Annotated in this window: 18 protein-coding genes; 9 read left to right on the top strand and 9 right to left on the bottom strand. The window is 35.5% G+C overall.

Annotation, left to right across the window (positions count from 1 at the left end; translation table 11 throughout):
* Positions 1 to 175: 175 nt before the first annotated feature.
* The 4 genes from A6I66_RS06555 (at position 176) to A6I66_RS06540 (ending at position 5,698) form a co-directional block, all read left to right on the top strand.
* Positions 176 to 592 (top strand): response regulator, encoded by a 417-nt coding sequence (locus A6I66_RS06555; protein WP_067146872.1) that lies wholly within the window; start codon positions 176 to 178, stop codon positions 590 to 592.
* Positions 593 to 664: 72 nt separating this feature from the next.
* Positions 665 to 3,370 carry a TonB-dependent receptor gene (locus A6I66_RS06550; protein ID WP_067146870.1) on the top strand — a complete coding sequence of 902 codons (2,706 nt, stop codon included), beginning with the start codon at positions 665 to 667 and terminating at the stop codon, positions 3,368 to 3,370.
* A gap of 4 nt (positions 3,371 to 3,374) precedes the next feature.
* Entirely contained in the window at positions 3,375 to 5,174 is a 1,800-nt protein-coding gene (locus tag A6I66_RS06545; protein WP_169815715.1) for a YfiR/HmsC family protein, read from the top strand.
* Positions 5,175 to 5,266: 92 nt separating this feature from the next.
* Positions 5,267 to 5,698, top strand: coding sequence for a tellurite resistance TerB family protein (locus tag A6I66_RS06540; RefSeq protein ID WP_067146866.1), 432 nt, complete (start codon positions 5,267 to 5,269; stop codon positions 5,696 to 5,698).
* Between the two features lie 261 nt (positions 5,699 to 5,959).
* Here A6I66_RS06540 and A6I66_RS06535 read toward each other — a convergent pair whose 3' ends face one another.
* From A6I66_RS06535 to metG, 6 genes are all read right to left on the bottom strand, one after another.
* Positions 5,960 to 8,086, bottom strand: a complete 2,127-nt coding sequence (locus tag A6I66_RS06535; RefSeq protein WP_067146864.1) for a Tex family protein — start codon at positions 8,084 to 8,086, stop codon at positions 5,960 to 5,962.
* 257 nt (positions 8,087 to 8,343) lie between these two features.
* Positions 8,344 to 8,946 carry an alpha-ketoglutarate-dependent dioxygenase AlkB family protein gene (locus A6I66_RS06530; protein ID WP_067146862.1) on the bottom strand — a complete coding sequence of 201 codons (603 nt, stop codon included), beginning with the start codon at positions 8,944 to 8,946 and terminating at the stop codon, positions 8,344 to 8,346.
* Positions 8,947 to 9,629: 683 nt separating this feature from the next.
* On the bottom strand, positions 9,630 to 10,148 hold the full coding sequence (locus A6I66_RS06525) for a ferritin (RefSeq protein WP_067146860.1): 519 nt from the start codon (positions 10,146 to 10,148) through the stop codon (positions 9,630 to 9,632).
* A 166-nt stretch (positions 10,149 to 10,314) separates the two neighbouring features.
* Entirely contained in the window at positions 10,315 to 11,016 is a 702-nt protein-coding gene (locus A6I66_RS06520) for an OmpA family protein (RefSeq protein WP_067146858.1), read from the bottom strand.
* Positions 11,017 to 11,062: 46 nt separating this feature from the next.
* Positions 11,063 to 11,539, bottom strand: coding sequence for a lipocalin family protein (locus tag A6I66_RS06515; protein ID WP_067146857.1), 477 nt, complete (start codon positions 11,537 to 11,539; stop codon positions 11,063 to 11,065).
* Between the two features lie 173 nt (positions 11,540 to 11,712).
* Positions 11,713 to 13,773 carry a methionine--tRNA ligase gene (gene metG, locus A6I66_RS06510; protein ID WP_067146855.1) on the bottom strand — a complete coding sequence of 687 codons (2,061 nt, stop codon included), beginning with the start codon at positions 13,771 to 13,773 and terminating at the stop codon, positions 11,713 to 11,715.
* A 129-nt stretch (positions 13,774 to 13,902) separates the two neighbouring features.
* Between metG and A6I66_RS06505 the strand changes: the two genes are divergently transcribed.
* Positions 13,903 to 14,922 carry a S66 peptidase family protein gene (locus A6I66_RS06505; RefSeq protein WP_084399530.1) on the top strand — a complete coding sequence of 340 codons (1,020 nt, stop codon included), beginning with the start codon at positions 13,903 to 13,905 and terminating at the stop codon, positions 14,920 to 14,922.
* Between the two features lie 94 nt (positions 14,923 to 15,016).
* On the opposite strand, the gene hmpA is transcribed toward A6I66_RS06505, so the two are convergent.
* Positions 15,017 to 16,222, bottom strand: coding sequence for an NO-inducible flavohemoprotein (gene hmpA / locus A6I66_RS06500; RefSeq protein ID WP_067146853.1), 1,206 nt, complete (start codon positions 16,220 to 16,222; stop codon positions 15,017 to 15,019).
* A 210-nt stretch (positions 16,223 to 16,432) separates the two neighbouring features.
* Entirely contained in the window at positions 16,433 to 17,188 is a 756-nt protein-coding gene (locus A6I66_RS06495) for a TerB family tellurite resistance protein (RefSeq protein ID WP_067146851.1), read from the bottom strand.
* A 210-nt stretch (positions 17,189 to 17,398) separates the two neighbouring features.
* Between A6I66_RS06495 and A6I66_RS06490 the strand changes: the two genes are divergently transcribed.
* The 4 genes from A6I66_RS06490 (at position 17,399) to A6I66_RS06475 (ending at position 20,567) form a co-directional block, all read left to right on the top strand.
* Positions 17,399 to 17,809, top strand: coding sequence for a BrxA/BrxB family bacilliredoxin (locus A6I66_RS06490; protein WP_067146848.1), 411 nt, complete (start codon positions 17,399 to 17,401; stop codon positions 17,807 to 17,809).
* A 145-nt stretch (positions 17,810 to 17,954) separates the two neighbouring features.
* The gene (locus A6I66_RS06485; RefSeq protein ID WP_067146846.1) at positions 17,955 to 18,692 is read left to right on the top strand and encodes a lysophospholipid acyltransferase family protein; all 738 of its coding nucleotides are present in this window, start codon (positions 17,955 to 17,957) and stop codon (positions 18,690 to 18,692) included.
* A gap of 11 nt (positions 18,693 to 18,703) precedes the next feature.
* Entirely contained in the window at positions 18,704 to 19,705 is a 1,002-nt protein-coding gene (locus A6I66_RS06480) for an acyl-ACP desaturase (protein ID WP_067146844.1), read from the top strand.
* Between the two features lie 205 nt (positions 19,706 to 19,910).
* Positions 19,911 to 20,567 (top strand): HD domain-containing protein, encoded by a 657-nt coding sequence (locus A6I66_RS06475; protein WP_067146843.1) that lies wholly within the window; start codon positions 19,911 to 19,913, stop codon positions 20,565 to 20,567.
* A 78-nt stretch (positions 20,568 to 20,645) separates the two neighbouring features.
* Here A6I66_RS06475 and A6I66_RS06470 read toward each other — a convergent pair whose 3' ends face one another.
* The gene (locus tag A6I66_RS06470; protein WP_067146840.1) at positions 20,646 to 21,521 is read right to left on the bottom strand and encodes an AraC family transcriptional regulator; all 876 of its coding nucleotides are present in this window, start codon (positions 21,519 to 21,521) and stop codon (positions 20,646 to 20,648) included.
* Between the last annotated feature and the right edge of the window lie 191 nt (positions 21,522 to 21,712).

Below are 21,712 nucleotides of genomic sequence, written 5' to 3'. Positions count from 1 at the left end.
CTAAGATATCAATAAATTAAAATGAACTTCTGCCAAACCAGTTTTTAAAAAAAGAGTATGTTGTAGCTGTTTTTTGTCATTTTAACTAATAAGTAGAAAAAATAACTTAGAGTTTTTAACTTTAGGTTAAATTTTAAAAAAAAGGTGTTATCCTTGTATAAATTAATCCCTCTAAATGAAATCTATAACATCAACATTACTAATAGACGATGATAAGTTTACTAGTTTTTACAACGAAAAGATTGTAAAAAAACATAACCAATTTGGTGAAATCATTTCTGTAAATAGTGGTAAAGCTGCTATTGAATACTTGGAAGATGCTATAGAAGGAAACGCTTTAAAACCCGATGTTATTTTTCTTGACATAAACATGCCTGCTATGAATGGCTGGGAATTTATTGAAGCCTATAGAAAATTAGATATTGAATTTACGAGTACCATAAAAATAATTATGTTAACGACTTCTTCCAATCCAAAAGATAAAGAAAGGTCGCAAACCATAAATGAAATAGCAAATTATATTAACAAACCACTTTCCCTCCCCATTTTAGATGAAATAATAAAAGATTTAATTCCTGTTAAAACCTCATAAAAACGTTCTAAAATTTCTTGCCCTCAAAAATTGAATATTTTATGAAGTTCGACACAATAACCGAACCACTACATGCGTATAAAAATTTGTCTATACCTACTAACCTTGACGAGTTTTCTACTAGGGCATTCGCTCACTGCTCAAAACAGGGCCTCATTATCAGGAACTGTTTCCGATGAATTTGGAAAACTCCCTGGAGCACGTATTGCCGTTGAAGGCACCAATATACAAACCACAACCAATATTGATGGTTATTACAGCCTAAATTTAGAGGAAGGCTCCTATGTTGTTACGGCATCCTTCATCATGTACCAATCGAAAAGTGTTTCTGTAACCATTCAAGTTGGGGAAGCTTTAGTTTCCGATTTTATTTTAGAAACGGGATTATCAGCCGACGAACCGGTGTCATTAGGAACGCGTTCAAAACCACAATCATCTTTAGAAACTACGGTGCCTATTGAAATTATTACCCCGGAACAAATTAGTAGTTCATCGCATTTCGAATTAAGTGAAATATTACACTATTTATCACCGTCGTTCCACTCTACAAACCAAACTATTTCTGATGGTACCGACCATATCGACCCTGCCACTTTACGCGGTTTAGGTCCCGATCAGGTTTTGGTTTTAATTAATGGCAAGCGCCGACACACCAGTTCCATGCTTAATGTAAATGGCACTATTGGCCGAGGTAGTGTAGGAACCGATTTTAATGCCATTCCTGTGGCCTCCATCGACTATATTGAAATTTTACGTGATGGAGCCACATCACAATACGGCTCTGATGCTATAGCCGGGGTTATCAATATCGTGCTTAAAAACCAAACCGATGTTATCCATTTAGATTCTAGACTCAAAACAAATATTGAAGGAGATGGAACTACCAGTTATTTTAGTGGGAATTTCGGATTTAAAGTAGGTAATACGGGGTATATAAACATCACTGGAGAATTTAGAGACCGAAAGGCCACCAATAGAGCGGGCAACTATACAGGATATGTTTATAGTCAAGATGAAGCCGAAGATGCCGCGCTTATCGAGCAAAATAACTTCTTCGCACAAACGGGCTATAACGACAAACAGGTTATGGAAATAGGAAGTGCTGCCGTGCGTAATTCGGCCATTTCTTTTAATGGTGAGCTCTTAATGTTTAAAAAGGCCAATCTTTATTTTTTTGGTGGTAGAAATTCTAGAGAAGGTGCATCTGCTGGCTTTTACCGTTTCCCTTATGAAAAGGATCGTGTGGTTGATGAATTATTCCCTAACGGATTTTCTCCTAAAATTATAACCAACATACAAGACAACGCTCTTACCATTGGTCTTAAAGGGCAAAAAAATGATTGGGACTTAGATTTTAGTCATTCGATTGGAAATAACAGTATCGACTTTACTGTAAGCAATTCCAATAATGCTTCACTAGGTATTCGATCTCCAAAAACATTCAAATCGGGTGGATACTTGTATAAACTAAATACCACCAATCTCGATATCGATAAAGAATTTGATTTTTTAGGAGGTCTTAATGTGGCGTTTGGTGGAGAACTTCGTGTGGAAGGTTACGAAATTATTAGCGGTGAGGAAGATTCGTATATCAATGGTGGCAACACCTATATTGATGAAAACGGCGCAGAACAACCACGACTTATAGGGGCTCAAGTTTTTCCTGGAATCCAACCCTCTGATGAACTTGTTCGTATACGATCTAATGCATCTGGATACATCGATTTAGAATTAAAACCTTCAGAACCCTTTTTATTTAAAGCGGCTTACCGATTTGAATCTAACAACGATTTTGGTGAAAGCTCAGTTTGGAAAGTTTCAGGACGGTATTTATTAAACAACAACATTTCGTTTCGTTCGAGTTATTCTACAGGGTTTAGAGCGCCTTCTTTACATCAGGTTTATTTTCAAAAGATAAGTACTCAGTATTTTGACGGCGACATTAGTCAGGTTGGAACTTTCAACCACGAAAGTTCTTTGATTACCGATGTTTTTAAAGTAAATCCATTAACCCCCGAAAGATCCAAACATTTCAGTTTAGGTTGGAGTTCAAAATTTAAAAACAAATACACCTTTGCTTTCGACTATTATAATATTAACATTAAAGATCGTATTATTTTATCTGGTGGCTTTAGCTTAGGATACGAACCACAACTGGCTCCCTATGACGTTTCAACCGCTCAGTTTTTTGTGAATGCGATTGACTCTAACACCAATGGTTTTGAAGCTTCATTTATGTATCAAGATAAATTAGGAAGTGGTCTATTTAACGGACAGATTTCCACAAATTTCACTAAAACCAAAGTTACAAATGTTAATGAGGACAGTGTTGAAAATGTTGATATAAACACTCTTTTCGACCGTGAAGAACGTTCGAGAGTAGAATCGTCCACGCCTAATTTTAAGATTAATTCCTTCTTTCAATATGAAATTCACAACTTTAAGTTTAATTTAGTGGGTACTTATTTCGGGAGTTTAATTTACCTTCACCCAGACGATGGCGACCCAAACAATTGGCAACTTAACGAATACACTGGTCGTGTAGAAACTCGTGACCAGACCTTTAGTCCAAAATTTATCACAGACTTCGCGATAAGTTACCGCTTTGCTAAATTTTTGGAAGCAACAGCAGGCTGTAATAATATTTTTAACGTATATCCAGACAAACACACACATTCAAGTAATACAGACAATGGCAGTTTTACATACAGTCGACGTGTACAACAATTTGGTGTAAATGGCGCTAACTGTTTTGTTCAAATATTATTACGACTTTAAACTCATGAAGGCTAGAACCCTACTTTACGTCTTTATTTTTTGCCTACAATCATGGGGCAGTGTTCTGCATTCACAAGCAACCCTAAACGAACAAATAAAACGTGTAAAACGAGCCCTTTTCATCTTTAATATTTCCGATCAAATTCAGTTTTTAGATAGCAACGAGAATCCTGATTTCACTATTGGTGTCCTTGGTCAGGATCGTACGATTATAGATTTAAGAGGCCTTTCTCAAAAACGTCAAATCAAAAACAAACCCGTTCGTGTTTTAAGTTTCAAAAACATTAAAGACATTCAGGATGTTGATGTGGTTTATGTAAATCATAATAAAAATTTCGACGTTTCGTATATCCTAAACAAAATTTCGGGCAATAACACCCTATTAATTACAGAAGATTATCCTTTTAACACTTCTATGGTGAATATTGTAAATATCGGTGAAGAATTTCAATATGAGATTAATGAAGATCTACTGAATGGAAACAACTTAAGTGCGACTTATAGCTTAAAAGAACATGCCATTTCCTCCATTGAAAAATGGAAGCAACTTTTTCAAAACACAGAACACCAACTTGAAGCTACACAGGAAGCTCTCGAACTAGCAAAAGACGATATTAAGCATAAAAACGCCAACCTTTCCAAGCAAAAGAAAACCATCAATACAATAAATTCACAAATTCATCAGCAAAAAAATGTTTTAAAAACTCAGGAATCTGAAATTAATGAACTGACAACGCTATCGGAATTTCAAAAGAAAAAATACTCCGAAAAATTAATCATTGAAAAGCAGTTAGAAAACCGCATCCTAGAACAAATGGAGGCTTTAAAAGAAAAACAAGCCTTTATATCTTCTAACAATGCCACTATAACCCTTCAACAAGATACTTTAGCACATCAAAAACAAGAAATTGAAGCTAAACTAGAGAAGATTAACCTGATTAACAAAAGCCTAAGCACCCAAAAAACGGTGAATTACCTTTTACTAGCGCTTCTTATTATCATTGTAACATCTGTAATTTTAATTTATCGAAATTATAGATCGATTAAATTATTGAATGAAGACTTACAAGAAAAGAACAACGATATTTTTAATAAATCTTTAGAAATTGCTTCTAAAAATAAAGAGCTAGAAGAATTCGCATACATTACCAGTCATGACCTTAAGGAACCACTTACTACCATTTCAGGACTTATAGATTTGCTTCAAGACGACTACAGAGACCAATTGGATGAAGATGCCATAATAAGCATGAATTTTATAAGTAAATCGAGTTATCGCATGCGAAATCTTATTGATGCCTTACTTAATTACTCAAGGCTTGGTAAGGCTAACGAAAAAACTGAAATAAACTGCAACACCTTGGTTTCGGATATTATTCATGATTTAGATAATGCTATACACCGAAACCATGCTGTTATTTCATACCAAGATTTACCCACGGTACGCGCCAGTGAAATTGAATTAAGAGTGTTATTCCAAAATTTAATAAACAACGCAATAAAGTTTAGGAAATCAGATACATCTCCCATTATAAACATTTCATGTGGTACCATGGTTCCGGACCATCAAACTCAGGTTTTCTGGAAATTCGAGGTTACCGATAACGGTATTGGAATTAAGAAGCAGCATAAAGACAAAATTTTTGCCATATTTCAACGTTTACATTCGCGCGAAACCTATGAAGGTACAGGGATTGGTTTAGCCTTTTGCAAAAAAATTGTAGAAACTTTAGGCGGCCAAATTTGGTTTGAATCTACCTTAAACGAAGGCACCACTTTTTTCTTTACAATACCACAACAATAGTGGCATTTCAAAAAAGTAAATTAGCTTTACTTTAGTGAAAAAAGCACCAAACTTTAATTATATTTGTTATTACACTAAACTCAAAAAAAAACATGTCAATTTCCAAACTATTTGATAGCGGTTTTAAAAAACGTAATGAAAACCATTTTGCTGCCATTGTACGTGTAGCCATGGATGACGGAATTATAACCTCCGATGAACAAGCCTTTTTAGACCGATTAGCACACAACTTAGATATACACAAAGAAGCTTATATTGCTATTTTAAAAGATTATAAATCACACCCCATAAATCCACCAGCCTCTTACGATCGTCGTTTAGAACGTTTGTACGATTTGGTACGTATGGTACATGTGGATCAAATTAAAGGTGACCCGGAACACCGCCTATTACATAAAATAAGTGTAGGTCTAGGTTTTCATGCGGTTAACGTGAAATACATTGTAGACAAAGCCTTAACCCTTGTGCAAAACGGTGTAGATTTAGATACCTTTATCCAGGAAATTAAAACGATGAATCAATAGTCCTTTGTTTTTATCTTTAATCGGGTATTCGGAATACTATTAACCATCAAAGTAATCTAATAATAAGACACGAATTTTAATAATTTTCACGAATCATAGCGCCATTGCAATTCGTGTAAATTCTTGAAATTCGTGTCTTTTTTTTAAACCCTATGCATACTACAGATTGCCTTGAACATATAGCTCTAAAAAAAACCTCTACTACGTTAAGTACTTTGAAACTCTACATCTTTGAGCCCTTGAAACTCTGCAACTAGATAACTACACCTTCTTTTGATGAAGTTTAAGTTGTATACGCTTTCGCGGAATATCTACCTCTAATACTTTAACGATAATTTGCTGATGTAAACTCACATGTTCATTCACGTCTTTTACAAAAACATCTGATAAATTAGACACATGAATTAGGCCACTTTCTTTGATACCAACATCAACAAAACACCCAAAATTGGTAATATTGTTTACAATACCAGGCAATAATTGACCTTCTCTTAAATCGTTTATGGTTTTTATGTTCTGATTAAAAGTAAACACTTTAGCCTGCTCTCTAATATCTAAACCTGGTTTTTCAAGCTCTTTAATAATATCTTCTAGCGTTAATAAACCAATCGTTTCGTTGCAGTATTTTTTTAGGTCTATTTTTTTAAGCTGTTCGGAATTACCAATCAATTCGGATACCGATTTCCCTAAATCTTTGGCCATTTTAGTCACAACACCATAACTTTCAGGATGCACAGCAGAATCGTCTAAAGGGTTTTTAGCACCTTTAATGCGTAAAAATGCAGCCCCTTGCTGAAATGCTTTATCACCCAAACGCGGCACTTTTTTAATAGCACTTCTAGAGGTGAATGCCCCATTTTCATTTCTATAGTTAAATATATTTTCAGCTAATTTGGGTCCAATACCAGACACATAACTCAGTAACGATTTGCTCGCCGTATTGATGTTTACACCAACAGCATTTACACAATTTTCAACCACCACATCCAATTCTTTTTGAAGCTTAAGTTGATCGACATCATGCTGGTATTGTCCAATCCCAATAGATTTGGCATCTATTTTAACCAATTCGGCCAAAGGATCTTGCAAGCGTCTCCCAATTGATACCGATCCTCTAACCGTAACATCATAATTTGGAAACTCTTCTCGTGCTATTTTGGAAGCCGAATAAATACTCGCTCCTGCTTCACTTACCACAAAAACCTGAACGTCGTTTTTAAAATGAACTTTTCTAATGAGAGCCTCTGTTTCTCGTGATGCGGTACCATTTCCGATGGCAATCGCCTCAATTTTATAGGCATCGGCCAACGAACTGATTTTTTTCATGGCTCCAACACTATCACTTTTTGGAGGGTGTGGGTATATGGTTTCATTATATTTCAATCGCCCTTGAGCGTCTAAACACACCACTTTACAACCTGTTCGAAACCCAGGGTCGATACCCATAACACGTTTTTCACCCAAAGGCGACCCTAGTAAAAGCTGCTTTAAATTTTTCGCAAAAACACTAATTGCCGATGCGTCTGCCTTATCTTTTGCAATTTGCAAGGCCTCATTAACCAACGACGGCAACAGCAAACGTTTATAAGCATCGTTAATAGCGAGTTCAATTTGTTCGGCACAAGCATTTTGAGCACGAACCATACGCTGTTCAATTTTATCTAAAGCACGAGTATCGTCAATTAACACTTTCACCCTTATAAACCCTTCTTTTTCAGCTCTTAAAATAGCTAAAAACCGATGTGATGGCATGCGGCTTAGATTTTCTTCCCAATCGAAATAATCTCTAAATTTTTGAGCGTTCTCATCGTCGGCTTTCGTTTTTACCACTTTCGTGGAAAGCATGGCGAAGCGCTCCAACTGATAACGAATTTGATTTCGTATATCGGTGCGTTCGTTTACCCATTCGGCAATAATATGCCTAGCACCTTCTAATGCGACATCAATAGAATTTACATCACCCTTTACATATTTATAGGCTATAGACTCAACATCATTAGCATTCTGACTCATAATAATCTTGGCCAACGGTTCCAAACCATTCTGCCTTGCTTTTTCAGCCTTAGTTTTACGGCTTTTCTTAAATGGTAAGTACAAGTCTTCAAGCGCCGTTAAATTGGTGCAATTCGCTATTTTTTGTCGAAGTTCGGCCGTTAGTACCTCTTGTTCTTCTAAAGCTTTTAAAATGGCATTTTTACGTTTTTCAAGTGCTTCAAATTGTTCTTTAAACTTAACAATCTCACCAATTTGAACCTCATCTAAGTTTCCTGTAGCTTCTTTGCGGTAACGTGATATGAAAGGGATGGTGCAATCTTCATTTAATAATTCAACCGTGTTTCTAACCGATTTTTCTTGAAGTTGCGTATGTTGAACGATATATTTTATCATGAATTCTAACGTAATAAAAGAACGCTAAACTAAAGAATTTCCCTGTGAAAATATTGAAATTCATGAAAGCTTTAATAGCATATACCATATACCCTGAGAAAATCCAATAGTAATACGCAATCATGGAGACCGAAGTGAGGCATCTTCCCCTAATGATTTATAACCTTGGCGGAAACTCTGCGAAATCCCTTATGCGACTTTAAAAAGATCCTTCAGTCGTACCTCCTTCTGGATGACAGCATGACTTCGAATGTATATTAAGTCACAATGGTTCTAAAAGTGAGATTAATACGTGGTATTTTTACGGTTTTTGTGGGCGGTAAACGGTGCGTCCAGTGAGTTTGTGTGTCACCTTTCATGACTAACAAACTCCCTTTTTCTAATAACACTGAAACGGTTTGTTTTGATTCTTTATGCTTGAAAGAAAATTTACGGTTAGCTCCAAAACTTAAGGAGGCAATGGCACCATTTTTTTTCAAATCCTTTTCAGCATCGCTATGCCAAGCCATGCCTTCGCTGCCATTTTGATACAAATTAAGCAAGCAGGAATTATAGGTCTCACCAGATTTCGCTTCAACGATGGCTTTCAGTTCTAAAAGCTCTTTTGTCCAAGGCAAAGCTGATTTTGTGGTTTTAGAATAAGTGTAATCAAAAGGCTTATCACCATGCCAGGCTACTTTACGTTTGGTTATGATGAGCTTTCCAAAAATAATGGCTTGATCATTTTCCCATGCTATGTTTTCCATTAAACGCTCAAAGTAATAAAGCGCTTGTTTCGCTGATATGACTTGACCATAATGGAGCACCTCGCCATCAAAAGGCAAAATTTGAGTTACGGGATTAGGATTAAACAAGTCCATATATGATGCAAATAAATGTAAATATAGGTACTAATTATACGAATAAAGCTATTACGAAGAGATTCACAGAGCTGACTCTAAGATTCACAAAGAATCTTGTTATTTCAATAAAGGCACAACTGAGGAATCATACATAATATGGCTCTAAATGATTAGAACGCTACGATTACACGATAAAACAAATAAACAGTGATTTAGACACAAATTTCACGAATTAACACGAATCCTATTGGCTTTACCCTAATCGAATGGTCTAAAAAATGACTTTAAACCTCTATAGCTATTTAACCTTATAGCTTTGTAACTCTGCCTCTTTGAAACTATGCAACTTTATAACTTTAATAAACAAAAAAACCTGTTCATGTTGGTACACATGAACAGGTTATATTTTATGGAAACTAACGCTACCATATTGCTAAATGCTTTTAACAACCAGAATGATTCTACGCTACTTTCTTAATTAAATCGAAACAAGGGCATTTTTTACAGCGCTTGTTTTCTCCTTTTTTAAACTTTTTACAACAGCTACTTTTTACTTTTTCAGGAAGTTCTATTCCTAATTTACGTAATTTTTTCTCTGCCTTTTTTTGCTTTTTTTTGCCCACAATAGGATTCTATAATTAACACTTGTGGGCAAATGTAAATTATTTTAATTAAATCTAAATAAGATTAAATGTTAAAATTTATTGTGGCGTATCTGTCGCTGCGGTAGTTACGGTTAAATTTTCGATATCTCTATCAAATAAATACAGGCCACCTTTATCATCACCAATCATATTAATCTTATCCAAGATCGTACGCGCTACAGCTTCTTCTTCTATTTGCTCGGCGACGTACCACTGTAAAAAGTTATGGCTTGCATAGTCCTTTTCTTGAAGACTAATATGTACCAATTCATTAATACTTTGAGACACATACACTTCGTGATCGAATAATTTTTCGAACATTTCCTTAAAAGAAGTAAAAGTCACATTGGGTGCCTTTAACTCCGAAATTTTAGCATGCCCGCCACGTTCGTTTACGAACTTTACCAGTTTTAACATGTGCTCACGCTCTTCATCAGATTGTGCGTACATAAAGTTTGCTACACCTTCCAAACCTTTAACTTCGGCCCAACAAGCCATAGCTAAATATATTTGAGAGGATTCGGCTTCTATTCTTATTTGCGTGTTTAACGCATCTTCTATCGTTTTTGATAACATAATGTTTGCTTTTTACGTAAAGTTACAGATTTCTTTATTCTTTTTTAAAAACAGTAAAAAGAATATCACTAAAACATAATGAGTCTTAATTAATTTAAATAAGAAAAAAAAGACTGCTGAAACACCTGTTTCAGCAGTCTTTTTTTAGAAATAAATCGAAATTATTTTAGTTTCCAGCTTCTTGTTTAGCATCGTTAATCATATCTTCATTAGGCACGATTACGATATTAACACGTCTGTTTTGAGCACGACCTTCGGCAGTACTATTATCTGCAACAGGTTGCTCTTCACCAAACCAGTGCGTTGTTAATCTTCCTGAATTAACACCTTTTTGTTTTAAGAAACTAGTTACCGCATTAGCTCTATTTTTTGAAAGCGTCATGTTGTAATTAGCATCACCTTGGCTATCAGTATGTCCTACTACCAATAAGTTAGTGTCAGGATAGACCTGAATAATTCCAACCAATTTATTTAATGTGGTTTCAGACTCACCATTAATATTGTATTTGTTCGTAGCGAAATACACCCCGCTACCATCTTCAAAAGTTACTACAATCCCTTGGTCGACACGCTCTACTTGAGCACCAGGAACTTCTTGTTCAATTTGCTGAGCTTGTTTATCCATTTTATTTCCAATGATAACTCCGGCTCCACCACCAATGGCAGCTCCAATGGCAGCTCCTAATTCGCTGTTTCCATGACCAACATTGTTACCAATAATGGCACCTAAAAGCGCACCACCCACAGCACCAATAGCAGCACCTTTTTGTTTATTATTCGCGTTATCTACAGCCTTACAATTCACAAAAGAAAATAAAGTGATCGCTGCCAATAATACTATTGATGTTTTTTGAATATATTTTTTCATGTTATTTAATTTAACGGTTACTATTAATTTTTAAGGGATTTTATAATTAGTATTTACTGAAATGCCAAGTGATTACAAAAGGCTCATTATCTACGGTTAGAGCTTGTTCCCAAGTCATAGTCGATTCAGAAATTGAAGTCAGATTAAAACGATAACCTTGGTTCGTCATAGACTTTCCTTTAGCATCGGTTGGTTTTAATAAGAAATCGTATAATCCTGATTGCTCATCTATTTTTTGAATGGTGAAGATAAAATGTCTTAAACCTGAATTACAATCGGCGCCATCTATAGAATAGCTGCCTGTGTTGTTATTAGGTATGAAATTCCAAGTACTGCCTTCAAAGCATGCCTTATTATCTTCATTTAAAAGCGTCACGTTAAACTCACCTTCTTCACTATAGGAAATCGCACTAAGGGTCCAATCGCCCTTAATTTCTTTTTTTGGTTTTACAGGCGAGGCTGTTTTACTAGATCCGCAAGCCACAAGACTTAAGGTCATTAATACTAATACTAATTTTTTCATGGATTATGGTTTTTATAAAGTTTTAAATAAATATAGTCATGAATATTCTATAAAACAAAAAAGAACGATTTTTAGCTATTCTTTTAGCTGTATAAAAACCATCACTAACGCAATTAATGAAAACTTCAGATTTAGAAGCTAACTCACTTAAGACTTTTTATGAAATTCCGTATCTAGCTAATGGTTAATCCATTTGGTATATTAGCTTCATCTGGATTAACGAATACTAGTTTTCCTTCGGCGTTTTCAGTCATTAAAATCATGCCTTCACTTTCTACACCACGAAGTGCTCTAGGGGCCAAGTTCACCAAAACAGTAACTTGTTTACCAATAATATCTTCTGGTTTAAAACTCTCGGCAATTCCAGAAACTATGGTACGCACATCGATGCCTGTATCAACTTTTAAAACCAATAACTTTTTAGCTTTTGGCATTTTTTCAGCTTCAATAATAGTCCCCACACGAAGATCTAGTTTGGTAAAATCATCGAAAGTAATCGTATCTTTTTGAGGCTCGACAGCTTTATTAGCAGCTTCGTTAGCCTTTTTACTGGCTTCTAATTTATCCAATTGTTTTTGGATGGTTTCATCTTCAATTTTAGAAAACAATAATTCGGCTTTTCCTATTTTATGTCCTGCGGAAAGTAGCACATCTTTAGTTTTAACCTCATTCCAATTTGCTACTTCCGTATTTAAATTTAAAATGTTTTTAAGTTTTTCGGAAGTAAATGGTAAAAACGGTTCGCTTAAAGTCGCTAAAGCTGAAGCAATTTGAAGCGCTACATACATAATCGTTTTGGTGCGTTCTTCATCGACTTTAATCACTTTCCACGGTTCAGCATCTGCTAGGTATTTGTTTCCTAGACGAGCTAAATTCATAAGTTCTTGTCCGGCCTCTCTAAAACGGTAACGTTCTATAGAACTTGAAATCACGTCTGGATATGCTTTTACGGCAGCTAAGGTCTCTTCATCGACAGCTTCTAAACTGTTAGGTATAGGAACAATGCCTTCGTAATATTTATTAGTTAAAACCACCACACGATTGATGAAGTTTCCAAAAATAGCTACCAATTCATTATTATTTCTAGCTTGAAAATCTTTCCAAGTAAAGTCGTTATCTTTTGTTTCTGGAGCATTTGCAGTTAACACATAACGCAACACATCTTGTTGCCCTGGAAATTCTTCCAAATATTCTGGTAACCAAACCGCCCAGTTTTTAGAGGTTGACAACTTATTCCCTTCAAGATTCAAGAATTCGTTTGCAGGTACATTGTCTGGCATGATATAAGAGCCTTCAGCTTTAAGCATCGCTGGAAAAATGATACAGTGAAATACAATATTATCTTTACCTATAAAATGCACCAATTTGGTGTCTTTATCTTTCCAATACGGTTCCCAATCTTTACCTTCTCGATCAGCCCATTCTTTAGTTGATGAAATATAACCGATAGGGGCATCAAACCACACATAAAGCACTTTTCCCTCGCCACCTTCAACAGGTACAGGAATACCCCAATCTAAATCACGAGTTACCGCTCTTGGTCGTAAACCATCATCAATCCACGATTTAACTTGGCCATACACATTAGGTTTCCAATCTTTTTTATGACCTTCAAGAATCCATTCTTTTAAAAAGGCTTCATGTTTATCTAATGGTAAAAACCAGTGTTTTGTTTCTTTTAGTGTAGGCGTATTTCCTGTGAGTGCCGATTTCGGATTAATTAAATCGGTAGCATTATGGCTAGTTCCACAAGCTTCACATTGATCGCCATAACTTTCTTCATTGCCACATTTCGGACAAGTTCCAACGACAAAACGATCGGCTAAAAATTGATTGGCTTCAGCATCGTATAATTGTTCGGTAGACTCTTCAATAAATTCACCCTTATCATACAAAGTTTTGAAAAATTCTGAAGCGGTTTCATGATGAATAGGAGCCGAAGTACGCGAATAATTATCATATGTAATTCCGAAGTCTTCAAATGATTTCTTGATAATCGCATGGTATTTATCTACGATATCTTGAGGTGTAACCCCTTCGTTTTTCGCCTTAATCGTAATAGGCACACCGTGTTCGTCGCTACCTCCAATAAAAGCAACATCATTACCCGTTAGGCGTAAATAACGCACATAAATATCGGCGGGCACATAAACGCCCGCTAAATGGCCAATGTGAATTGGGCCGTTGGTGTAAGGTAAAGCGGTGGTGACTGTATAACGTTTTGGTTTATTCATCAATTTAAATATTTTCAGACTGCCCTTTCGCGCAGGTTAACTTCAATTTACGCATGCTTTCGCATTATTTTCAAGCCACAAAAGTAATGATTTAACAAGCGATTTAGAAAAAAAATGTACTTTTACATTATGGCAAAAAACCTTCTAACATTCAGCTTATTTTGCGCGTTTTTTTTCTTCGGAATTCAAAATTATACCGCTCAAAATGTTGCTATTAAAACATCACTAAGCAGTTTGAAACAACCACCATATTTAGAAGCAGGCGATTCTGTTGCTATTGTAGCGCCTTCTGGCATTTTAAAAAACAGACAAGCTGAAATACAAAAAGCCCAAGCACTTTTAAAAAGCTGGGGCTTACACCCTGTGGTTGGAAAACATGTATTTACACAAAATAATCATTTTGCTGGCAGTGATGATGAACGCTGTGAAGATTTCCAAAACGCCATAGACGATCCTAGTATTAAAGCCGTTTGGTGTGCTAGAGGCGGTTACGGCGCTGTGCGTATTTTGGACAAATTGAACTGGACGAATTTTAAAAAGCATCCGAAGTGGGTCATTGGATATTCAGACATTACAGCCCTACATAGCGATGTCCATAATTTAGGCTACCAATCGCTACACGCTATGATGTGTACGAGTTTACAAGATGCTCCAGAAACTATTAAAGAGACTATTTCAACCTTTAAAAACGCCCTTATGGGAACGCCTATTTCTTATACTTTAAAAGGCTCTAACTATAACAAACCAGGAACAGTTTCGGGCGAATTAGTTGGTGGAAATTTAAGTATTTTACAAACCATGTTAGGTTCTAATTCTAGCCTTAATACCTCTGGAAAAATACTATTTATTGAAGAAATAGGTGAATACAAATATCATATTGATCGCTTATTACAAAGCTTAAAGCGGGCAGGTTATTTTGATCATTGCGCAGGGGTTATTGTTGGCGATATGACCAAAATAAAGAAAAACACCACCCCTTGGGGCAGCTCTGTAGAACAGCTTATTTTAGACGTTTTAGCCGATTACGACTTTCCTGTGGCCTTTAATATGCATGCAGGGCATGACAAAGACAATTGTGCATTAATTTTTGGTCGTGTTGTAAACCTATCTGTTGAAAAAGAAAAATCTACAATAAACTTCGAAAAATAACCTTGTTTTTTGATTTCATCAATTTCAACAGTTTTCCCTGAAAAATCAAGTATAACTGAGTTTCTAAACGGCTATATTTTATAGATTTTCTAGTTTAAGATTTACCGACACTCAATTCTTCAAATGGACCAAAAAACTCGAAGTTAATATTTTCATCTTTCACACCTAAACCCTTTAGGATTGACAAGACACTAGCCATAAATGGCTTAGGTCCACAGAAATAAAAATCACTGGTGTTTTTAATCCCTAAATCACTCAATATTTCAGGTCTGAAATACCCCTTATAATCGTAATTTACACCAAGACTATCAGAGGGTGATGGTAAATCAAACACTTTGACAAACCGTGATTTATTACCAGCTGAAGCTTTAATTTCGACATCGAATGCCTGACAGGTACTGTTCTGAGCACATTGAATAAAAGTTAGATTATCGTGGTGTTTAGAAGCTTCTTTAAACATACTTAATAAAGGTGTAACACCCACTCCTCCGCTAATAAAAACAATAGGGTTTTCGGTAGGCTTTAAAACAAATTCTCCAGAAGGCATGCCTATGTGTAAAACAGACCCCACTTCCATATTGGAATGTATGTAATTAGAGACCATTCCATTAGGATTCCCTTCTTCTTTTTTAACACTAATTCTTAGATAATCTTTATCATTAGAATCGGATAAACTATAATTTCTAGTATGCCTGTGAGGAGTTCCAGGAATTTCAATAGTAATAGCTACATACTGACCCGAAACAAAATTTGGGATGGGTTCGCCATCTTCTCTTTTTAGATAAAACGACGTGATATTAGAGCTCTCTTTAACTTTTTGAGTGACAACAAAGGGTTTCATGCCTCTAAATCCGCCTTTACTCTTTTCTCTACTACTGTATAGCGCTTCCTCTCTACTTACAAAAATAACCGCCAAATCGCCATAGGCCTCTGCCCAGGCATCGATAATTTCTGGAGTAGCTGCATCGCCTAGCACTTTTTTTATGGCTATAAGTAAATTTTCCCCAACGATAGGGTAGGCTTCTTTTGGGATCGCTAAACTGGCATGCTTCTGTGCAATAAGCTCGACGGCATCACCAAGTTTTTCTAATTTATCAATATGGACAGCATACTGGAACACAGCATTCGCAAGGGCCCTTTGCTGAGTACCCTTTTTTTGGTTTGCCATGTTAAAAACACTCTTTAGCTCTGGATGTTTGTCAAATAACATCTCATAAAACACCTTTGCGATGGCCTCTCCATGCTCTTCTAGAACAGGCGCCGTAGCCTTAACGATTTCAATTGTTTCTTTGCTTGCCATAATTAATTATTTTGTTTTTATTTAGCCATAGTACTGCTACTAAAGATAGTAATAAAAACGCTACAAAAATTAATTACAATTAAAATCGCTTGCAAGACTGCAGAACATACCCAATTGAAAACAAGACAGATACATCAAAAAATCCAGAAACCCAAAAGTAAGACAAGTGATATCAGCCCTCTGGATTAATCACTAAAAAAGTCCTGAAATTTATTTGAATCCTCGCTCCTTTTGAATTTGTTCATAAGCAGCCTGCACTTGCCTAAACTTTTCTTCGGCGCCTTTTTGATGTGCAGGTCCGAGATGAATTACTTTATCCGGATGGTATTTTTTAGCCATTTTTCGGTAGGCTTTTTTAATCTCGTCGACAGTAGCCGATTTATCGATCTCTAAAACTTTATAAGCCGCATTGCTATCGTTATAAAACATGGCCTTAATACTTTCATAATCTCTTTCTGAAATCCCTAAATAGCCCGAAATCTTAAAAATTTGATTCACCTCATCTTGGGTAACAGCACCATCGGCTTTAGCAATTCCAAACAAAAAGTGAAGTAGCTGTAATCGTGAGGCGTGTTCCATCATTTGCCTAATTTGCAAACAAACCGGGCGAAGCTCAATCTGTTGCTTGTTGATGTTCTTAAAAAGTTTAAAGGCATGATTAGCACGTTCCTTTCCGTACATACCTACAAATTGCTGACGCACGAAATCCAATTCACGCTGATCTAGTTTACCATTAGCCTTAATAACCGAAGAAGCTAAAATGAGCAAACTCACCTCAAAATCGCCCGATTGTGTTCGTGTTTGAGGTCTTTGTCTTTTATCGAAGGCTTCCTTATCGGAAAAAAACGGATGAATACCCTCCGACATCGAATCAATTAAACTCCCTAGTGCCACACCAATGATAGCGCCTATAGGTCCTCCAAACGACCACCCAATAGCACCACCAATCCATTTTGAATAACTCATGTAAGTATTTGTTTTAATAAACGTCAAACCACATCATTACATATTTCTTTTAATTAGAAAGACTTGTGTATGATAGCGTTTACGCTCAGCTAAAATTTTAAATTTAATTTATGAGCGTAAATATAATATTTGTTAATGGATTGCTTTACGCAATTGTAACACAATTGGTATCTTTGCAATCTAAATTGTTAATAATTAAAATTTAAAAATATGTATCCAGCAGAATTAGTAAAACCAATGCGCGAAGATTTGACCAAAGTTGGTTTTGAAGAATTACATACAGCTCAAGAGGTTGATGCTGCTTTAGCAAAAGAAGGAACAACTTTAGTGGTTGTAAATTCAGTTTGTGGTTGTGCCGCTGCTAATGCACGTCCAGGAGCAAGAATGAGTTTAGACAATGCCAAAAAGCCGAACCATATTGTAACGGTTTTTGCTGGGGTTGACAAAGAAGCTGTTGATGCTGCACGTGGTTATATGGTACCTTTCCCTCCAAGCTCACCAAGCATGGCTTTATTTAAAGATGGTGAATTAGTTCACATGTTAGAACGTCATCATATTGAAGGTCGTCCAGCCGAACTTATTGCAGACAACTTAAAAGATGCTTATAACGAGCATTGTTAAACATTAGTTTTTCACTGAAATTCGAAAGCTTTTCAGAACGATAAACTACAGGTTTATTACCATACAAAAACCACGATAATACACTTATTGTGGTTTTTTTGTACCCCGTATTTAAACCAAACCAAGATTTACTTATTTTTGAACCATGCAAAAAATCATCTCATACCCATTAAGTATTATATATGCTTTTTTCTTTTTTATAACCCTTGTTGTTTTTCACGGTTTACAATGGTTTGCCTTTAATGTTTTTGGTTATAGTGTGCATAAAAAAGTTGTCGATGGCTTGCAATTCGCTTTAATGCGCTGTGCTAATATTTTAGGCACCCGTTTTACTTTTACAAACCCTTATAATATTGATACCGATGTGCCCTTAATAATCGTAGCTAACCACCAAAGTTTACATGATATTTACCCCATCACTTGGTACATGCGCAAACACCATCCTAAATTTATTAGTAAAATAGAATTAGGAAAAGGCATACCTAGTGTTTCGTATAATTTACGACATGGTGGAGGCGCCTTAATAGACCGTAAAAATCCACGACAATCTATTCCTGCTTTAATGAAGTTTGGCGAATATATTGAAACGAATAAGCGCGCAGCAGTAATTTTCCCTGAAGGTACACGTAGTAAAGACGGCACTCCAAAACCTTTTCAAACCAAAGGCTTAGAAATATTATTTAAAAAAATTCCTTCGGCACTTGTAGTCCCTATCACGATTAATAACTCATGGAAAATGTTAAAATACGGGAATTTCCCTATGGGTTTAGGTACTCATATCACATTTACCGTGCATAAGCCTTTAAAAGTTAGTACCTTTGCAGATAAACAAGAGCTAATACATAGTATTGAAACTACTATTACAAACAGTATAGAACCCTAACATTACAATCCATGTCATTGAAAAATAAAAGATTAGAAGTCATGCAGTTTTTAGAAAAAGACGTTGACATGCTAATGGAAAAATATTTAATCCCTATAGATTCCATCTGGCAACCAACTGACTTTTTACCCAATTCTGAAACTACCGATGACAAGTTTTTCGAAGAGGTTAGAGAAATTAGAGAACTAGCCAAAGAACTCCCTTATGATTTTTGGGTGGTTTTAGTAGGTGATATGATTACCGAAGAAGCCTTACCTACATACGAATCATGGCTTATGGATGTGGAAGGTGTCGACCAAATGGATGGTAAGGAAAATGGTTGGGCCAAGTGGGTACGCCAGTGGACTTCCGAAGAAAACAGACACGGTGATGTACTTAACAAATACCTTTATCTTTCTGGAAGGGTAAACATGAAAGAAATTGAAAAAACCACCCAGCATTTAATTGCCGATGGTTTTGATATTGGTACCGATAGAGATCCTTACAAAAACTTTGTATATACCAGTTTCCAGGAGTTGGCAACATACATCTCGCACAACCGTGTAGCTAAAATAGCGAAAGACATGGGCAACAAGCGTTTGTCTAAAATGTGTAAAATTATTTCTGGTGATGAAATGCGTCACCACCATGCCTATTCCGATTTTGTTGATCGTATTTTTAAGGTAGACCCAAGCCAGATGATGATGGCTTTTCATTATATGATGAAACAAAAAATTACCATGCCTGCACATTTCTTAAGAGAATCGGGTGGTAAAATAAGTTCTGCTTTCGAAGAATTTTCAAATACAGCGCAACGTATTGGTGTTTACACAGCTACTGATTATGTAGATATCCTTCAGAAATTAATAGACCGTTGGGAAATTGATAAAATTACCGGATTAAATGATGAAGCTGAAAAGGCTAGAGATTATTTAATGAAACTTCCATCGCGAATGTATCGTTTATCTGAGCGTATGAAAGTACCAGAAAACTCATTTCAGTTTAAATGGGTAGAGCCAGCGATTATTAAATAGATTGTTGAATCAAAAAACATACGTCAACCTGAACTTGATTCAGGTTCTCACATTAATGAGACTATCTAAAAAGTGTTAAAAATCGTCATTCTGAATTTATTTCAGAATCTCATCATATTGAAAATCAATCATTATGAGAACCTGAAATAAATTCAGGTTGACGAAAAACTTACTTTTTAGATAGCCTCATTTTTTATTTCAGCTTATGTATACTTCCGTAGTCATCATTAGTAAAACCATAGCCTTTGTGAAAACCACTTTAGCCGATGCTGAAGGCGGTCATGATTGGTTTCATATAGAACGCGTTTACAATAATGCTTTACTCATTTCTAAGACTGAATCGGCCGATGCATTAGTCGTAGCTTTAGGAGCCTTACTTCACGATATTGCCGATAGTAAATTTCACGATGGCGATGAAACCGTTGGACCAAAAATGGCTTCACGTTTTTTAACAGAGCTTCATGTGGATACAGCTGTAATAAATCACGTGGTAAACATCATCAAACACATATCATTTAAAGGAGGAAACGAAACTCAAAATTTTAAATCGGTAGAGTTAGATATTGTTCAAGATGCCGACCGACTGGATGCCATAGGCGCCATAGGTATTGCGAGGTGCTTTAATTACGGAGGGTTTAAAAATAGAGCGCTGTATAATCCAGATATTGCTCCTAATTTAAATATGACCAAAGCCGAATATAAAAACTCAACGGCACCTTCTATCAATCATTTTTATGAAAAGCTCCTATTATTAAAGGATCGTATGAATACCGAAACAGGTAAAAAAATAGCATTAGAACGTCATAATTATATGTTAGAGTTTTTAGATCAGTTTTATAAGGAATGGGAAGGACAGAATTAATAAGATTACCAAATAAAAAACCTCAGATTGGATAGTACCAACCTGAGGTTTTTATTTTATGTCATAAAGGATAACCTTTTAACTAATCATCTTCTTGATTTCCTTTCTATAACTTGAGGCGCTTTTTCCTGTAATATCATTAAAGGTTTTATTAAAGTGTGAAAAGTTATTAAATCCGCATTCGAAACAAACATCTGCAATACTCATTTCTAACTCTTCAGAAAGTAATTTAGTAGCATGAACCACTCGGTATTCATTTACAATTTGGGTAAAAGTTTTTCCAGTGGCCTTTTTAAAGTATCTACAAAACGCAGGAACCGTCATACTCACCTTATCGGCAATTTCATCTAAAGCTATATGGTGTGTAAAGTTTTTATTCACATATTTAAAAATCACACCTATTTTAGCACTGTCCTGAGCTTCGGCTTCGAAAGCCAAACCATCAGCATTTAATAAACTGTAATCGTCTGTTTTTGATAAATAGTGTAAAATCTCCAAAAATTTAATCACACGTTTAAGTCCATTATATTGAAATAACTTTTCAATTTTCGGACCTAATTTTTGTTTGGTTTCCACTTTAAAGCGAATACCCTTTTTAGCTCTTTCAAATAAAGCTGCGACATTGGCCATTTCAGGAACACTTAAAAAATCGTCTCCTAAAAAATTAGACTTAAATTGGATGGTCGTTTCTGTACCATTTGCTGTTAAACGATCTGTAAAACCATTATGTGGTAAATTAGAACCTATTAATATTAACTGACTATTGTTAAAATAAGACAAGTGTGTACCAATATGAGTTTTACCTTGTCCTTTATTTATATATATAAGTTCTAATTCTGGATGGAAATGCCAGAAGGCACCGTTCTTATCTACCTGTTCTACATGCTGTTTGACCAAGATTGAGCTACCAAAACTTGGGCTTAGCTTCTTTAATGTGGGTTTCTTAGCAATCATAACCGAGGTTGTTTTATTAGCAAAATTAATACTTATTATGCATACATTGTATATTTATTTAACTCAAATATATGTTAAATTAACTTCACATACAGTTAACAAATCGTTAACAGATAAAATAGCATATAAATAAGCCAAAATTGATGTTTTGCACCTTCTACATCTCACATATCTTTGTACCGTTGAACGTT

The sequence above is a fragment of the Pseudotamlana agarivorans genome (assembly GCF_001642835.1).
GTDB lineage: Bacteria > Bacteroidota > Bacteroidia > Flavobacteriales > Flavobacteriaceae > Pseudotamlana > Pseudotamlana agarivorans.
The sequence above is the reverse complement of the archived record's forward strand: the minus strand, read 5'-3'. Positions and strand labels throughout refer to the sequence as shown.

Bases quoted from the DNA above. Each gene is read 5' to 3' on its own strand.
- A6I66_RS06555 (WP_067146872.1), top strand. From the start codon at position 176: ATGAAATCTATAACATCAACATTACTAATAGACGATGATAAGTTTACT.
- A6I66_RS06550 (WP_067146870.1), top strand. From the start codon at position 665: ATGCGTATAAAAATTTGTCTATACCTACTAACCTTGACGAGTTTTCTA.
- A6I66_RS06545 (WP_169815715.1), top strand. From the start codon at position 3,375: ATGAAGGCTAGAACCCTACTTTACGTCTTTATTTTTTGCCTACAATCA.
- A6I66_RS06540 (WP_067146866.1), top strand. From the start codon at position 5,267: ATGTCAATTTCCAAACTATTTGATAGCGGTTTTAAAAAACGTAATGAA.
- A6I66_RS06535 (WP_067146864.1), bottom strand. From the start codon at position 8,086: ATGATAAAATATATCGTTCAACATACGCAACTTCAAGAAAAATCGGTT.
- A6I66_RS06530 (WP_067146862.1), bottom strand. From the start codon at position 8,946: ATGGACTTGTTTAATCCTAATCCCGTAACTCAAATTTTGCCTTTTGAT.
- A6I66_RS06525 (WP_067146860.1), bottom strand. From the start codon at position 10,148: ATGTTATCAAAAACGATAGAAGATGCGTTAAACACGCAAATAAGAATA.
- A6I66_RS06520 (WP_067146858.1), bottom strand. From the start codon at position 11,016: ATGAAAAAATATATTCAAAAAACATCAATAGTATTATTGGCAGCGATC.
- A6I66_RS06515 (WP_067146857.1), bottom strand. From the start codon at position 11,539: ATGAAAAAATTAGTATTAGTATTAATGACCTTAAGTCTTGTGGCTTGC.
- metG (WP_067146855.1), bottom strand. From the start codon at position 13,773: ATGAATAAACCAAAACGTTATACAGTCACCACCGCTTTACCTTACACC.
- A6I66_RS06505 (WP_084399530.1), top strand. From the start codon at position 13,903: ATGGCAAAAAACCTTCTAACATTCAGCTTATTTTGCGCGTTTTTTTTC.
- hmpA (WP_067146853.1), bottom strand. From the start codon at position 16,222: ATGGCAAGCAAAGAAACAATTGAAATCGTTAAGGCTACGGCGCCTGTT.
- A6I66_RS06495 (WP_067146851.1), bottom strand. From the start codon at position 17,188: ATGAGTTATTCAAAATGGATTGGTGGTGCTATTGGGTGGTCGTTTGGA.
- A6I66_RS06490 (WP_067146848.1), top strand. From the start codon at position 17,399: ATGTATCCAGCAGAATTAGTAAAACCAATGCGCGAAGATTTGACCAAA.
- A6I66_RS06485 (WP_067146846.1), top strand. From the start codon at position 17,955: ATGCAAAAAATCATCTCATACCCATTAAGTATTATATATGCTTTTTTC.
- A6I66_RS06480 (WP_067146844.1), top strand. From the start codon at position 18,704: ATGTCATTGAAAAATAAAAGATTAGAAGTCATGCAGTTTTTAGAAAAA.
- A6I66_RS06475 (WP_067146843.1), top strand. From the start codon at position 19,911: ATGTATACTTCCGTAGTCATCATTAGTAAAACCATAGCCTTTGTGAAA.
- A6I66_RS06470 (WP_067146840.1), bottom strand. From the start codon at position 21,521: ATGATTGCTAAGAAACCCACATTAAAGAAGCTAAGCCCAAGTTTTGGT.